Origin of the sequence: Gilliamella sp. Choc5-1, assembly GCF_001690595.1 — a bacterium.
GTDB classification, from domain to species: domain Bacteria; phylum Pseudomonadota; class Gammaproteobacteria; order Enterobacterales; family Orbaceae; genus Gilliamella; species Gilliamella apicola_M.
Window position 1 is genome coordinate 42,893 of the sequence record NZ_LZHH01000083.1, and the last position, 14,919, is coordinate 57,811.

At 33.4% G+C, this 14,919-nt stretch carries 11 protein-coding genes and 4 tRNA genes; 7 read left to right on the forward strand and 8 right to left on the reverse strand.

The window, feature by feature from the left end:
* Window positions 1–59 precede the first annotated feature (59 nt).
* On the reverse strand, window positions 60–3,146 hold the full coding sequence (locus tag A9G35_RS07300; protein WP_065636301.1) for a beta-galactosidase: 3,087 nt from the start codon (window positions 3,144–3,146) through the stop codon (window positions 60–62).
* 426 nt (window positions 3,147–3,572) lie between these two features.
* On the opposite strand from A9G35_RS07300, the gene A9G35_RS07305 reads away from it, so the two are divergent.
* On the forward strand, window positions 3,573–5,291 hold the full coding sequence (locus tag A9G35_RS07305; RefSeq protein ID WP_081300159.1) for a carbohydrate porin: 1,719 nt from the start codon (window positions 3,573–3,575) through the stop codon (window positions 5,289–5,291).
* 101 nt (window positions 5,292–5,392) lie between these two features.
* Here the strand turns inward: A9G35_RS07305 and A9G35_RS07310 are convergent, their stop codons facing one another.
* Together A9G35_RS07310 and A9G35_RS07315 are read right to left on the reverse strand one after the other, a co-directional pair.
* Window positions 5,393–6,400 carry a substrate-binding domain-containing protein gene (locus tag A9G35_RS07310; protein ID WP_065636302.1) on the reverse strand — a complete coding sequence of 336 codons (1,008 nt, stop codon included), beginning with the start codon at window positions 6,398–6,400 and terminating at the stop codon, window positions 5,393–5,395.
* A gap of 335 nt (window positions 6,401–6,735) precedes the next feature.
* The gene (locus tag A9G35_RS07315) at window positions 6,736–8,853 is read right to left on the reverse strand and encodes an alpha-galactosidase (RefSeq protein ID WP_065636303.1); all 2,118 of its coding nucleotides are present in this window, start codon (window positions 8,851–8,853) and stop codon (window positions 6,736–6,738) included.
* A 231-nt stretch (window positions 8,854–9,084) separates the two neighbouring features.
* On the opposite strand from A9G35_RS07315, the gene A9G35_RS07320 reads away from it, so the two are divergent.
* The 6 genes from A9G35_RS07320 to A9G35_RS07345 all read left to right on the forward strand — a co-directional run bounded on the left by A9G35_RS07320 (window position 9,085) and on the right by A9G35_RS07345 (window position 11,467).
* Window positions 9,085–9,696, forward strand: a complete 612-nt coding sequence (locus tag A9G35_RS07320; RefSeq protein WP_065636304.1) for a TIGR04211 family SH3 domain-containing protein — start codon at window positions 9,085–9,087, stop codon at window positions 9,694–9,696.
* Window positions 9,697–9,699: 3 nt separating this feature from the next.
* Window positions 9,700–10,797 carry a multifunctional CCA addition/repair protein gene (locus A9G35_RS07325; protein WP_065636305.1) on the forward strand — a complete coding sequence of 366 codons (1,098 nt, stop codon included), beginning with the start codon at window positions 9,700–9,702 and terminating at the stop codon, window positions 10,795–10,797.
* 116 nt (window positions 10,798–10,913) lie between these two features.
* Window positions 10,914–10,990 (forward strand) — tRNA-Met (locus tag A9G35_RS07330).
* Window positions 10,991–11,027: 37 nt separating this feature from the next.
* Window positions 11,028–11,112, forward strand: a tRNA-Leu gene (locus A9G35_RS07335).
* Window positions 11,113–11,135: 23 nt separating this feature from the next.
* Window positions 11,136–11,210, forward strand: a tRNA-Gln gene (locus A9G35_RS07340).
* A 182-nt stretch (window positions 11,211–11,392) separates the two neighbouring features.
* Window positions 11,393–11,467 (forward strand) — tRNA-Gln (locus A9G35_RS07345).
* A 194-nt stretch (window positions 11,468–11,661) separates the two neighbouring features.
* Here the strand turns inward: A9G35_RS07345 and A9G35_RS07350 are convergent.
* The 5 genes from A9G35_RS07350 to A9G35_RS07370 all read right to left on the reverse strand — a co-directional run.
* Window positions 11,662–11,913 (reverse strand): hypothetical protein, encoded by a 252-nt coding sequence (locus A9G35_RS07350; protein ID WP_065636306.1) that lies wholly within the window; start codon window positions 11,911–11,913, stop codon window positions 11,662–11,664.
* Window positions 11,913–13,163: a hypothetical protein gene (locus A9G35_RS07355; protein ID WP_065636307.1), complete on the reverse strand. Its 1,251-nt coding sequence runs from the start codon at window positions 13,161–13,163 to the stop codon at window positions 11,913–11,915. Before A9G35_RS07355 ends, A9G35_RS07350 begins: the two co-directional genes overlap by 1 nt.
* Window positions 13,163–13,429 carry a PAAR domain-containing protein gene (locus tag A9G35_RS07360; protein WP_065636308.1) on the reverse strand — a complete coding sequence of 89 codons (267 nt, stop codon included), beginning with the start codon at window positions 13,427–13,429 and terminating at the stop codon, window positions 13,163–13,165. Before A9G35_RS07360 ends, A9G35_RS07355 begins: the two co-directional genes overlap by 1 nt.
* Before the next feature lie 72 nt (window positions 13,430–13,501).
* Entirely contained in the window at window positions 13,502–14,416 is a 915-nt protein-coding gene (locus A9G35_RS07365) for a hypothetical protein (RefSeq protein ID WP_065636309.1), read from the reverse strand.
* A 248-nt stretch (window positions 14,417–14,664) separates the two neighbouring features.
* The coding region (locus tag A9G35_RS07370; RefSeq protein WP_141673821.1) for an integrase core domain-containing protein at window positions 14,665–14,919 on the reverse strand (255 nt) is incomplete at its 5' end.

Below are 14,919 nucleotides of genomic sequence, written 5' to 3' on the forward strand. Positions count from 1 at the left end.
AAATACAATTGAATAAAAATAAGGCACCCAAAACGGTGCCATATTTTTAGATGGCTTATTTAACATTTAAACATAAGCTGATAGCTATAGTGTTTATCTGTCAGTAAGAATTCATGATGTACATTTGGTGTCCAAGAATCATCTCCACCAATTCCCATATGATAAGCATCAATACTTATATAAGCGCATGACCTAGGTTCTAATAAATGACGATGAGTTTTTTCTATTAATTGCTCTGTCCCATATTGATTAACGTTAAATTTAAACTGATGTCCAGTTATGATCATCTCATTAAGTTGCAATCTTTTAACCTCGCAACGCAATCCATTTTCACATGGATAAATATAAGGTGTATAAAGTTCTGCAAAAGGTAACGACCAATCACCAAAAATAGCTGATGTTTTTCGATCAGGATAATTTTCATGAGGTCCTAAGCCAAGCCATTTTACTTTTTTAGGAATCTGTTTCATTTGATAACATAAACCGACTCTAGCTGGTGCGGGCATATCGTTAGCAATATCAACTTGCACAGATAAAGTGAATTTGCCCTCTTGATCGAACTCGTATTGCCATTTAGTTTGAATTACTTTTTTGTTTTTGAACAAATATCCATGCAGTGCTTCGATCACAATCTTATCTGTTGATTGTGTAAGATGCATACCTAAACATTGGTGGGTTAGATCGTAATAACCAGCGGCTTTCCACTGCTCAACCCAAGCGAATGGATTATTATTACTATCAAAATCGCCACTAATACCAATATCATTATCAATAGGTGCACGAACAAACTGATCAGCAAAAGGTGAAGCTAATAATGGTTTATTACCTTTTGTCCATTGGTAAAGCTGCCCTGTTTTTTTATTAAATAGCCAACTTTGGTTTTTGTAATTAATAATGTAATCATCTTTAGTTTCGGTCCATTTTAGTTTATTTTTTGCTTGGCAAAAAGCTAATGAAGGAATATAAGAATTAGCTAATTTCCATTGTTCCCATGCAACAATATGACCAGCTTGTGACCATGGTGTAGCCTTGTTTTGAATAACACGAACTGATAAATGTAAGTCTTCACAATTTAAATCATTTGCTATATCGTTAAGTAAAGTTATTTGTAATGAACTATTGGGTTTAATATTAAGCTTAATTTTTCCTTTTTGATATTTTTTTCCATTAAATAATAATTCCCAATATAAAGTTTCATTATTTGCATAGTGAAATAGATATTCGCTTGTAATATCAATAACCAACGGTCTTTGACTAATTAGCTTAAATTGGAATGGCTGTTGTACCTTTTTGGCTTCAATCAAACTTGGGTGAGAAGTTCTATCAGGAAAGACTAATCCATCCAAGCAAAATTGCCTATCATGATAAGCCTCACAAAAATCACCGCCATAAGCCCAATAATTATCGCCAGAAGGTGTAGAACAGCGTATCCCATGATCAGCCCATTCCCAAATAAACCCACCTTGTAGCCTAGGATATTGTCTGAACGCTTGCCAGTATTTATAAAATGCACCTAGGCTATTACCCATTGCATGGGCATATTCACACAAAATAAGTGGGCGATTTTCATTTGGTAATGAAATCCATTTTTTTATTGCCCATTTGGCAACATTAGGGTGTGGTTGATCTTGCTCAACGCGGGCATACATAGGACAAATAATGTCAGTGGCAGTAGTGTTTGCGCCACCGCCTTCATATTGCACAGGACGAGTTGGATCGTTACTTTTAATCCAAGCATAAAGTGCATCATGGTTCGCCCCATGTCCCGATTCATTTCCTAACGACCAAATAATAATGGAAGGGTGATTACGATCGCGCTGAACCATTCGTGTTACACGTTCACTATAAGCTGCAAGCCATCTAGGATTGGCCGACAAACGAGACATAGGAAACATACCATGTGATTCGATATTGGCTTCATCAACTAAATATAGCCCATATAGATCACAAAGATCATACCAACGAGGATCATTAGGATAATGACTACACCTCACAGCATTAAAATTATGTTGTTTAATCAATTTGATATCATGCAACATTGCTTCTTCGGTCAATGCATATCCCAAATCAGGATAGAACTCATGGCGATTTGTGCCTTTAATTAATAGTGGTTTACCATTTAAGCATAGTTGTCCATGTTTAATTTCAATAGTCCTAAATCCAACGTTATAAGCTTCTGATTCAATTAATCCTGTTTTTTTGTGATATAAACTAACAATAATTCGATAAAGGTTTGGGGTTTCAGCACTCCATAACTGTGGTTTAGTAACCGGTATTTGACAACATAAACGGTCAGTGTATCCTCCTTTTTCGTCAACAGAAGGTAAACCAATTGATTGCATATGCTCGACAACTAACTTATCTTGCTGCCATAATTCAATACCTACATCCAATAAATCCATGTTTCCATCATGCTCAATATCGGCCTGTAGAGATAAAGTTGCATTTTGATAACAATCGTCAAGTAAAGTATCAATGTGAATATCACTTAAGTGTGATTTAGGTTTATTCAGTAGGGAAACATTTCGGAAAATACCACTCAATCGCCACATATCTTGATCTTCAAGATAACTGCCATCACACCATTTTAAGGCTAATACTGCTATGCGGTTTTTACCGACTTTCAAAAAAGGCGTTAGATCAAATTCTGCTGGAATTCTACTATCTTGCGAATAACCAACCCATTGCCCATTACACCAAAGATGAAATGCAGAGCTAACCCCATCAAATATAATCCGTGTATCGCCTTTAGTCAGCCACTCTTTAGTCACAGAAATATATCGTGAATAACATCCTGTTGGATTTTCATCTGGTACATAAGGTGGGTTATATGGAAAAGGATAACGTATATTGGTATAAACTGGCGCATCATATCCCTTTAACTGCCAGTTAGATGGTACCTTAATTGTAGTTGCGTCAAGTTCCTTTTGTAACCATGATTCTGGAACTTGCTTGGGACTTGTAAAATAACTAAAAAACCAATTACCATTTAACGATATTATAGAATCTGAATCACTATTATTTTTAGCTTGTTGTTTATTTCGCCAACTATGAAATTTTGGATGGGTATCGAGTTTATTAATACTTAAAACAGATAAATTATTCCAATCGTGCCGGCTTATAATTTCATTGAAAGAAGGATTCATATGTTCTCCATTTTACTCTGATTATTGTTACTATCACCGATTTATTTACTAATTATTATAGGGAGTCTGTAATTAAATACGGTGATCTTGTTAACATTTATGTAATCGTATACATAAAATATTAAATCTAGTTTTATCGATTTTTATTAATTAAAAAATTATGATTCGAGGGGAAATATATTTACTAATGTTGTATATAACATGATAATTTTTAATGTGATATCTATCACAATATTAGTGTTTAGTTTTTGAATAGTCGTTTTTATTAGTTATATTGAAATTACCTATTAAAAGGTATTGGATTGTTACCGATTTATAGCGGGCAAAACCTAAAGAATAGTTATGACTATTTTTTAGGTTTTTTTTTGTCTCAAATTTAAAAGATTTTTAAATATTTTTTAATAATAAGTTTAGGGGAGGGGAGAAATGAAATTTTCAAAAAAAATAGTATATAAAATCAAACCAAAACGAGTTGTTTTAATGACTATGCTAGGTTTGTGTTATTTACCCAATGCGATGGCAGCAACTCAAGATGAGCTAGAAGCAAGAATTGCGTTATTAGAGCAAAAGTTATTAGTTCTTAGTCAAGAGTCTAATGATTTGAAAAAGCAAGTGATTGATTCTAATAAGCAACTTGCTAAATTAAATAATCATCTTCAAAAACAACAAATTATTATAAATAATCAGAAAAAAGTGCTTAAAAATAATCAAAATGTAGCAATTACAAAGCAACAGGCTCCATTTAATCCTGTACAAGCAAATAATAATCAAATTTTACTAGTTAGTACACCAAAAACCGATACTATGCAAGACAGCAATCATCCAGAAAAGACTTCATTTACTTTAGCTGAATTTAAAGATTATATTAAAGAAGAAATAGGATTTTCTTATAATGGTTACTTCCGTGGTGGTTGGTCAACTTCAAGCAATGGTAAACCTAAAAATTATGCTGAAGGTGCATTAGGTCGATTTGGTAATGAATATGGTGGTTGGTATGATCTTATCTTTAAGCAAAAAGTCTATGATCAAGATGGAAGGCGAGTTGATGCAATTGTTATGATTGATGGAAACGTGGCAACAAATAAAGCTGCGGGTTTATTTAATACGCAAGATGACAATATTATGCAATTTTCAGATATATATTTAGAAACAAAAGGATTTGTGCCACGTTTCCCTGATGCGAAATTATGGGTGGGTAAACATTCTTTGCCTTATAATGAAATACAAATGCTTGATTGGAAAACACAAAAAACGCCAGCAGGTGGAGGTATTGGTATTGAAAATCTTAAAGTCGGTGTCGGTGCTCTTGATTTATCATTAGTTAGAGCAGATGTAAATGTGAAAAATAAAAAAGAAATAATTAGTACTGATGATAGTAAAGTAAATAAAATTGACCAATACAAAAAGGAAGAAGTTGATTTAAACGAACTAGAAATTCGCTATCGTGATATCCCATTATGGCAAAATGCAACGCTTGGTTTAAATGCTCGTTATTCAGCACCAAATAAATCTAAAATTCAAAATAGTATATCTGTTAAAAATGCTTGGCTTGGTAGCCTTGTTTTGCGTCAAAATGAATTTTTTGGCGGATTTAATCAGTTTACATTACAGACAGCAACCAATTCTGTTGCATCACAGTTGGCTAACATTAATACTAATAACCCAGAGTTTGCCAGTAATTCGGATAATGACTATATAGGTACACATACTGGTGGTAAAGCTTATCGTTTTGTATCGGAAGGTGAAGCTTATTTAAGCGATAATATCATTGTTGCCCATGCTTTGGCTTTAACTTCAGGAAATGATGTTTATTCTTATGATATTAATCTTCCACATATTGATTTTACAAGTTTTAAATCAGCAATAAGACCAGCTTATATCTGGGATACTTATAATCAAAGCGGTGTTGAACTAGGTTACTTTCGTCAGAAAGACAAAGTTAAAAGTAAAACTTATGTCGAAGAAGGATATAAAACAACACTTTACCATTCATTTAAAGTCGGAAAAAGTATTTTATCTTCACGACCTGATATTCGTTTTTATGTTTCTTATATAGAAGCACTACAAAATGATATTAGTAAATTTGATTTTAATGGTAAAGATCATCAAATTAGTTTTGGTGTACAAACAGAAGTTTGGTTCTAAGTGATATAAAATAAGACTTATCATCTGAACTATATTATAGATGTAAAATATATGGTTCAGATGAAAAATGGATACTTTGTTGATGTATAACTACTTTATTTTTAACTATTAATAAAAGCTACTGAATAACGCTTAGTTAAGGTTGGTATATAGACGTTAATCAAATTTGTTGGAATACTTTCTCCTTTCGCAAGCTTTAGTGCTAATCCAGCAGCTTTTTCAGCCATTGTCTGTAAAGGATAACGAATGGTAGTTAATTTAGGATGTAAATAACGCGATAAAACAAGATCATCAAAACCAATAATCGAAATATCGTTTGGAATTTTAATATCATTATCATAAAGCACAGACATTGCACCGGCAGCCATTGAATCGTTATAACAAGCAATTGCGGTGATATGGCAGTTGCGTTCAAGTAATGACATCATTGCTTGTTCGCCACCTATTTCATTAGGTAAACCAATCGCAATAAGGTTTTCATTAACATCAATACCATGTTCTAACAATGCGTCTTTATAGCCTTGTAAACGATCAGATGAATCAGAAATATTATGATTTGAACATAAATAACCAATTCTAGTATGTCCATGTTGAATTAAATGTTTGACTGCAAGATAAGAGCCGTAACGATCATCAAGAGCAATACAGCGTTTTTCAAATCCTTTTACGATACGATTAATTAGAACCATACCTGGTACTTGTTGCATCAATTTTTCTAGATCGCTATCAGAGAGCATTTTGGCATGTACAACTAACGACGAACAGCGATGCTCAATTAATTGAGTAATCGCATTATATTCTTGTTGCTCATTATGATAGCCATTACCGATCAACAAAAAATGACCTGTTCGTGAGGCAACTTTTTCAACGGTACTAACCATGGCACCAAAAAATGGATCCGATACATCAGCTACAACAATGCCAATAGTATTCGAATTTTGTTGTGATAAAGCACGTGCATTAGCATCAGGATAGTAGTTTAATTTTTCCATAGCTTCTTTTACGGTATCTCTAGTATTATCTCGAACGTTATTTGCGTTATTGATTACGCGAGATACAGTTGCAACTGAAACTTTAGCTAAACGCGCAACATCTTTTATTGTCGCCATAAAAAACCTTTTAATTAATTACTATTTATAAAATATGGATAATTTTCATACTTAATATTTGTCAATATAGAGTTCTGTAGATTAACAATAATTTAAGAAAAATGCTTAGAGTGAAAAGGATTATCTTTTACTGTCTTCAAGTTAATTCGCTTGCAATACTCTTGATATATGGCCGAATTAACCGATTATAATAAGGTAAAATAAAAACTTTGCCAATAATATCATTGGTGAATTGAAAACTAGAATTGTTTCATTAAAAATTGAATATTAAGGGGACAGCGATTAGCAAATCCCCTGATAGTCGCTAAATAATTAATTTAAAAGTATTAATAACATTATTTAGCAGTTACTTTTATTAATATAGCCGTTGCTGGGTCAAGTACTGGTAAAGGTAATCCGACATCCATTAACCAATCACCAGATAGTGTTGTTTTATCTTTCATCCATTGTGGTAATATTTTCATAACATGACCATTTATTTTTGGATCAATATTATCTGGCATATCAAGCACCTCAATTTGGTATTGCTTATCAGCTAACAAACCAGCCAATCGCAAATTACCACTTAACGCATAGGTTGGTAATGTTAATTGAGCAATAATAAACACAGCTTCTTTTTGGTCTTGGCTAACAACACCATAACTTTGCATAGCTGGGTTATCATCAACATCTAATCTTACAGAGTTACCGCTATGTAACAAAGGACGGAGTTGTTTATGTAAATTAATATAATATGCAAAACCTTTCTGTTCTTGCTCAGATACTTTTACTGGATCAAGCTCAACTCCCATATGACCAAATAAAGCAGTTAGACCGCGTAAATTCATATGTAGCTCACGGAATGTAGTATGACATAATGCACCACCAATATGAGCACCCATGACTTCTGGAGGGAAGAAATAACTCATTCCGCGTTGAATTATTTGTCTATCTAATGCATCGTTAGAATCTGAAGTCCAAAAACGTTGTGTACGCTTTAAAATCTCATAATCAATTCGACCTCCACCTGATGAACAAGATTCTATTTCAACGGTAGGGAATTTTTCTTGCAAAATATCAAGCAATCGGTAAAGTGTTTTAGTTTGGCCAACAATTGCAGGATTACCTTCATGACCAGGTTGAACAATTTCACGATTCATATCCCATTTAATATAATCAATGTTATAACTACTGAGTAACCACGTTAGCCTTTCAAGCAGATATTCAAAAACAGCTGGGTTTTGTAGATCAAGTAAATACTGATGGCGACCTTCTGGTTGTTGATAACCTGGTAGTTCAAGTAACCAATCGGGATGAGCACGATAAAGATCTGAGTTTTTATTAATCATTTCTGGCTCAACCCAAATACCAAACTCCATACCAAGATCTTTAACATGTTTAATAACCGGTTCTAAACCATTGGGATATTTTCGCTCATCTAAATACCAATCACCTAATCCTTGGTAATCATCATCACGTTTACCAAACCAACCGTCATCAATGATAAAGCGTTCAACACCAATTTGAGCTGCCTTAGTCGCCATTTTCATAATGTAATCAGGGTTATGGTCAAAAAAGATACCTTCCCATGTATTAAGATGAACAGGACGAGCTTTATTTTTGGCGAATTTAATAATATTACTGCGTAGAAACTGGTGGAAATGTTGACTCATTTTATTTAAGCCTTCATCACTATAGGTAGCATATAACCAAGGCGTACTTAAAGATTCACCTTTAGCTAGTGATATTTCTCCTGCATAATACAGAGCTTCAGCTTGAATAAAACGTTTACCGTTACTTTTAACTGCAACTTGAATGCGATGATTACCACTCCATCCCAAGTGGATTCCCCAAACTTCGCCAGTTTGTTCTTTAAAACCTTCGGTACCAACCATCATCCCAGGAAAATATTCGTGTGATGTTCGTCCTCGTCGATTTTCTTGTAAATAACCACAATGTGATATTTTAGTTCGATGAGGGAAAAACTCTTTAATCCAACGACCACTAAAAGCCATTAATTCTTGTGCCCGTTCAGGAATAGGTAACGTAATAGAAAAACGATTAACTTGATATGGTTCATCACCTAAATTGGTTAAAGTATTTTGACACTGCAATACACCATTTTTATCTAAAATAAAAAGGCTGGTTAAACGAAGTTTAGCAATATTATCTTCACTAATAATGGTAATGTTATTGTCAGTTTTATTAACCTCTTTAGTTGTAAAAACGGGAGACCAATCTTTACCATTTCGGTGTCCTTCAAGTCCAGGTGTGCTAAAATTACCTAAACCTTCTTCTGGGCATAGAGTAAATGGAACGTTGACATCAATACGGGAATTAGGGACAGCAGGGTAAAGCATGTCAATCATTTCAGGTTGAAAATTTTGTAACCGTTTACCAAAATAACACAATTCGGCATACGGTTCAGTGCGAAAAAGGATATCTATATTGTTGTTGCTAAGACGATAATTCATAATGGCTCCAAATTTGTAATATTTCACTTATATAAAATAATAGCTATTTATATAAAATAATATTTTTAATTTCATATTTTGTGATTAAGATCTCATTAAAAATGTAAACGATTTCATTATTGAAGGTCATATTTATTTTAGTTTTTAAAACTATTTATTATAAAATGAATATGCGACTTGCTATTATTTTATGTTATCATGAAACTATTTATAGATGCTTATTGGAAATATATGAAAAAACATAATATTATTGCACTACTTTCGTTTTTTGCGATTTCTTTTAATGGTTACGCTATAGACAAATATGTGACTGATAATGTCGATATTTATTTGCGTAGAGGTCCTGGTTCGCAATATGCGTTTTCTAATGCAGTTAAAGCAGGAGAAAAAGTTGTTGAGCTTGAAAAAAGCGCAGATGGCAAATTTACTCGCATTCAACTTAATAATGGTAGCACCGCTTGGATTGAAACAAGTAAACTAAATGAACAACCTAGTTATAAAGAACGCTTTCCAGCGCTAGAAGCAAAACTAGCAGAATATCAAGATAAAGTTGATAATGCTGAGGCAAATCAACAAAAATTGTTAAGTGACTATATCCAAAAGTTGCAGACGGCTGAAAAATCTATAGAAACGCTTCAAAATAAAAATGAAGCACTAGAACAAAAAGTTAAAGAACAAAATTCACGAATTGAATCAATGCTAAATCAAGTTGATGATAAACGTCGTGACCTTATTATAACTTGGTTTACCTATGGTGGCCTTGTTGCTGGAGGCGGTCTTATTTTAGGACTTATATTACCAAGAATTATACCAAGCCGACGCAAGAAAGATCGTTGGATGTGATAGATGAGTAAAATCTATCTTGTAGGTGGCAGTGTACGCGATAGATTGTTGCATCTGCCTGTTTCTGATCATGACTGGGTTGTTGTTGGCGCTACGCCAGAGGAACTTTTGGCATTAGGTTATCAACAAGTCGGTAAAGAGTTTCCGGTTTTTTTGCACCCTAGCACTAAAGAAGAATACGCATTGGCTCGCACTGAGCGTAAATCCGGTAGAGGTTATACTGGATTTATCTGTGATTTTGGTAAAGAGATTACATTAGAACAAGATCTGATACGCCGTGATTTAACCATCAACGCCATTGCCATGGATGAAAACGGTAATATCGTCGATCCTTATCATGGTGTGGATGATATTAAACATAAGATTTTACGCCATGTATCACCCGCCTTTCGTGAAGATCCACTACGTATTTTGCGCGTAGCTCGCTTTGCTGCACGTTTTTATCAGCTAGGTTTTACGGTAGCTCTACAAACCTTAGCGCTAATGAAACAAATGGTATCAGCTGGTGAAATTAGCTATCTAACTGCCGAACGTGTATGGAAAGAAACTGAAAAAGCATTATCAGCAAAAAATCCGCAAATTTACTTTCAAGTGTTAGATCAATGTGGTGCGTTGACATTACTCTTTCCCTCATTAGATTTATCAACCAATACTATTGATGCACTAAAACAATCTGCTTTATTAACTGATGATTTAACCATCCGATTTGCCGTATTATGCGCGCAACTACCTAGCAAGCCAGTAGTTGAAGCCTTATGTAAAAAAATCAAAGCACCTAACCATTACACAAAAATTGCCGTTATGGTTCAGCAATATCGTCATGATCTTGAGCATATACAAATGCTCACTGCTGAGCAAATTATCTCTTTACTAAATAGTATTGATGTCTGGCGTAACCCTTCACACCTTGAGCAACTCATTATAGCAAGCCAAGCATTTGACCAAACAACCTCATTTGTACAAGCAAATTATCTAAAAGAAGCTTATAAGATTGCCTATAATGTCAATGTACAACACATTATTGCGGAAGGTTACACAGGAAAACAGATTCATTTTGAACTACAAAAAAGGCGAATTGAAGCGTTATTAAACTGGATTTGATTGCATCTTAATCAGTCATCATTTTTTTTAAAAATATCTTAAAAAAAGGGTTGACGATTTGACGTAATACACGCATAATGCGCCTCGCAGTGTTGGTTATGACGTTGCGAATGAATGGCTACGTAGCTCAGCTGGTTAGAGCACATCACTCATAATGATGGGGTCACAGGTTCGAATCCCGTCGTAGCCACCATTAAGATTAGGTAGTACTTTTACCGGAAGTATTCAGTGCGGGTGTGGCGAAATTGGTAGACGCACCAGATTTAGGTTCTGGCGCCGCAAGGTGTGTGAGTTCAAGTCTCTCCACCCGCACCATTTAATTTTAGTGTCTTCTTTATTGGGGTATAGCCAAGCGGTAAGGCAGCGGGTTTTGATCCCGCCACGCCCAGGTTCGAATCCTGGTACCCCAGCCATTCCAACTGCTTAATTTTTTGATATCTGATTATTCAATCTATTATTGCTTTTGTAATTTATTTTTACAATTATCCTAAACGGATATAGTTGAATTGGTAGATGCACTCGATTTAGATTCTAGCTCTGAACAGGTGTGCGAGCTAAAATCTCACTACCTATGCTAGATATCTCTCCCTTTCATTGGGGTATAGCCAAGCGGTAAGGCAGCGGGTTTTGATCCCGCCACGCCCAGGTTCGAATCCTGGTACCCCAGCCATAAAAATTATATTAAGTACTTATGTGTTTTAATTAAAAAAAACAGTAGCAAAAACTCCAAAAATAAAATCTTCAATAAGATAGATACATTAAGTATTATGCTTTACTTGGTGCAGATAATTATATTTTTAATTAAATTTATTTTAATAAGACAACTTCGAAGTTTTTATATGTTTTTTATAAGATAAAAGATTTTTATTTCAGTTTTTTTATAAAATAGTTTCCTTCTTCCTCTTTAAATATATCTTTAACAATAAAATTAAGAATCAATTTTATTACGATGGCAAATAAGGTAAATAAAATACTAACAAATAATATTTTGAAAGAATACTCCACTTTTATGCGCACAGTCATTAGCTGTGTATTATCTGAAAACCAAACAAATGCTACACAACAAATTGCTACAATATAACAAATAAATGTCCAACCAAGCATCAGTCTTCCCATTATGTGTCCTTTTCTATCTCAAATTTTATTTTATCTAAAATGGTAGCATTAAAACATGCATTTTTTTCACCAATAACCATTTGTTTATTGTCAATCTGATAGGCATATTCGATAGCTAAAGCTAATGCAACCCAATAATCACACTCACCGCATTTACCGAATGCTGAATCAACATTATAAATATTTTTAATTGAACACCGCTTATCAATATATCGTGATAAAACATTGACGTTAGTTTCTGGTGATAATTGCGATAGCCAAATAGCGCCTAACTGAGTTTTATTATTTTCATTATTGTCTAATTTTCCCCATAATTCAGCATGCTCAAGAACATGCTCAAGTTTTTCACCTTCTTCTGTTCGATGCAAGGCAACTACCACCGATTTTCTTTTTTGTATATATTGAATAGTATTTTGTTTATTAATAAGATTTTTACCTAAAAAAATCATACTTGTCATAGCCTCAGCACTATACGCTGCAGGCTTTTCAAATAAATGCAAACTAATACAACACAATAAATAATCATCATTTGCAAAATCATCTAACCAGTCATCTAAAAAAATAGTACTCTGTTTTGCATCAATAACCTGCCAAGAATCAAATAAGTTTGTATTCCCTAGCTTATGCTCCCAAATTTTTTTAATATCTTCGGTTAATATGGGGACATCAATAAATAAGCGAATATGTTTTTGAACGCCATTAAAAGTGTTATCGTTTAAAATTGATAAAGTCTTATGTAACTTATCAAATAACTTATCTAGTTTTTGACTAAAATCGTCAGGTTTTAAATCATTAAATAGAAATTTTGAATAAAAAATTGGATTTTCATAATAATTTGACAAGTTAGTTGTTCTTGTTTCAAGTGACATTAGACCACCAACAAGCGCCTGAGCATGATTATCATCACCAAATTCAGATATCAAGTGGTGAAAAATAACATACAACGGTCTTTGACCATACTCAATGAGCTGTTGTTTCCGTTCTTCTCTTAATTGATTCCAAGTTTCAGCATAGTCTTTTTTACACCCTTGAACAAAAAACCATATGGATAATAATATCAACCAACTTAAAACTGAAAAACTAATACCAATCATTAGATGTTCCAGTGTTAAATTACTATTGAGTTGCTTCATGCAGGTAAAAAATAAGCCAATAGCAATAAATACAATTAATGCAATAAACCAAAATAGGCGAGATAGCCCTTTTTTTAGAATTATTGGTTGTGGAAGCGAAGTTAAATCGATAGCCATTAATTATTTTTACCAAAATTAGTTAGTGATGAAATTAGTGTACAGCCACATGCTGATCTATGTCCATGAAAAGCAACTTGTTTACCGTCTTCTATAAATTGAGGATCTCCTTCAATTATAGGATTAACACCATGATTTTTGATTGGGCAACTGACCATATCACCAACACGCGCAACACCTTTATTAAATACGACAAGTTTTGATGAAGCAGAAATAACTTTACCTCCGTGGTTAGTTAAATCGCCTAATCTAATTACCCCTTTCATGATTTTATTTCCTTTGACTTTGATAATTTATTAAAAAATAGCACATATAATTTCTAAAATTTAGTCAAAAATCTATTTTTCAGATTCTAATCTATCAACGGCTTTGTACTCTTTACTAGTATCAATTGTAAGATTTTTATAGCGTTCTTCCTCAGGAAAGTCTGGAATTCTATGATATGGAACACTGCCATATGTTACGTCAGTTATATTTCCTTGTTTATCAAGATGAACAATTTTGCTGTTCCCAGAACTAGGGGTATAAAAGATAGCTGTTTTATCTCCTTGTTCATTAAATAACGTAGTTTCAGAATAATATTGACTTCCTTTGGGATAGGTTTTTCTTATACTGATCAGTTTATTATTTTGGTCTTTTCTTATAGTCATTAAATCATTACCTTCTTCGTCATATTCCACATAAAGAGATCGTAATAGTGTTTTTTTATCCATTGCATAGATAAAAAATCTTAAATAACGCATATTAGCGCTATGGGGCCAGTAGCCATATTCCCATTTACAAATCGAAAGCAAAGGTTTTTTTTCAATAGCAATGATTTTGCCCATTTCTCTTGTTACTTTAATATAATTGGGTAATGTAATTGCTTGTTCAATGGTGATCGGTTGCAGTTGTAAATGCGTATCTAAAATAAAAAAGTGAGAGCCATTTTCAAGATCTTTTAAACTGTTTAATTGCCGCTCATTAAGTAAAATATATTGTGGTTTACGTTTATAACTCCAACGCTCTTTAAATTGATAATTATTACCAACTTCATTGATTTTAAGTTTAGTACTAAACGGAGATTGAACGCGATAGGGCGCATTTTCAGCTTCTTCAAGGGAAATTGGGGCAAAATCAGGATAATTGGTAGGCATTCGGTAATGATTAAGTATTATTCTGGTCGAGCCATAATAAGGCACGTGAGGTTTAATCCCCATTGTGCGAACTTTAATGCATTTAGCAACATCTAATGGATTGATTAAGCCAGTCATAATTGCTCCTAATACATAGATTAATAATGGCATCATTATTAAGGTTAATGTTAATTTTTTTTCATAGATATTATTTTTTATATATTACGCTTTCAGTATATCAGCTAATTTTTTTTTGCATTATCATTAACTTGCTTCATTTTTTTATAAATTTCATTAGCTTGTTTTCTGATACTTTCTGGGTTTTTTAATTTAATTACATGTCCATGATAATCAGTAGTATATCGATATGGAATGGCAACACATTTTCAAACAAAAAAATTAAGGGGTAAGTGTTTTTTAAATTCAACGGGAGGCAAGTAGCCTAACGAAGAATGTAATCGTTTATGATTATACCAATAAGCATAAGCCGAAAAAGCGCGTTGTAACTCAGCCGTTGAGTTGAAACGTTGGCCTTTTACAAATTCCGTTTTAATTGTTTTAAATGTCGCTTCCGCTACCGCATTGTCATAAGGACATCCTTTCTTGCTTAATGAATGCGTGATATTAAATGTCTTAAAACA

What these genes read in the sequence shown, in the direction of transcription:
- A9G35_RS07300 (WP_065636301.1), bottom strand. Translation starts at nt 3,146, where the DNA reads ATGAATCCTTCTTTCAATGAAATTATAAGCCGGCACGATTGGAATAAT.
- A9G35_RS07305 (WP_081300159.1), top strand. Translation starts at nt 3,573, where the DNA reads ATGAAATTTTCAAAAAAAATAGTATATAAAATCAAACCAAAACGAGTT.
- A9G35_RS07310 (WP_065636302.1), bottom strand. Translation starts at nt 6,400, where the DNA reads ATGGCGACAATAAAAGATGTTGCGCGTTTAGCTAAAGTTTCAGTTGCA.
- A9G35_RS07315 (WP_065636303.1), bottom strand. Translation starts at nt 8,853, where the DNA reads ATGAATTATCGTCTTAGCAACAACAATATAGATATCCTTTTTCGCACT.
- A9G35_RS07320 (WP_065636304.1), top strand. Translation starts at nt 9,085, where the DNA reads ATGAAAAAACATAATATTATTGCACTACTTTCGTTTTTTGCGATTTCT.
- A9G35_RS07325 (WP_065636305.1), top strand. Translation starts at nt 9,700, where the DNA reads ATGAGTAAAATCTATCTTGTAGGTGGCAGTGTACGCGATAGATTGTTG.
- A9G35_RS07350 (WP_065636306.1), bottom strand. Translation starts at nt 11,913, where the DNA reads ATGGGAAGACTGATGCTTGGTTGGACATTTATTTGTTATATTGTAGCA.
- A9G35_RS07355 (WP_065636307.1), bottom strand. Translation starts at nt 13,163, where the DNA reads ATGGCTATCGATTTAACTTCGCTTCCACAACCAATAATTCTAAAAAAA.
- A9G35_RS07360 (WP_065636308.1), bottom strand. Translation starts at nt 13,429, where the DNA reads ATGAAAGGGGTAATTAGATTAGGCGATTTAACTAACCACGGAGGTAAA.
- A9G35_RS07365 (WP_065636309.1), bottom strand. Translation starts at nt 14,416, where the DNA reads ATGACTGGCTTAATCAATCCATTAGATGTTGCTAAATGCATTAAAGTT.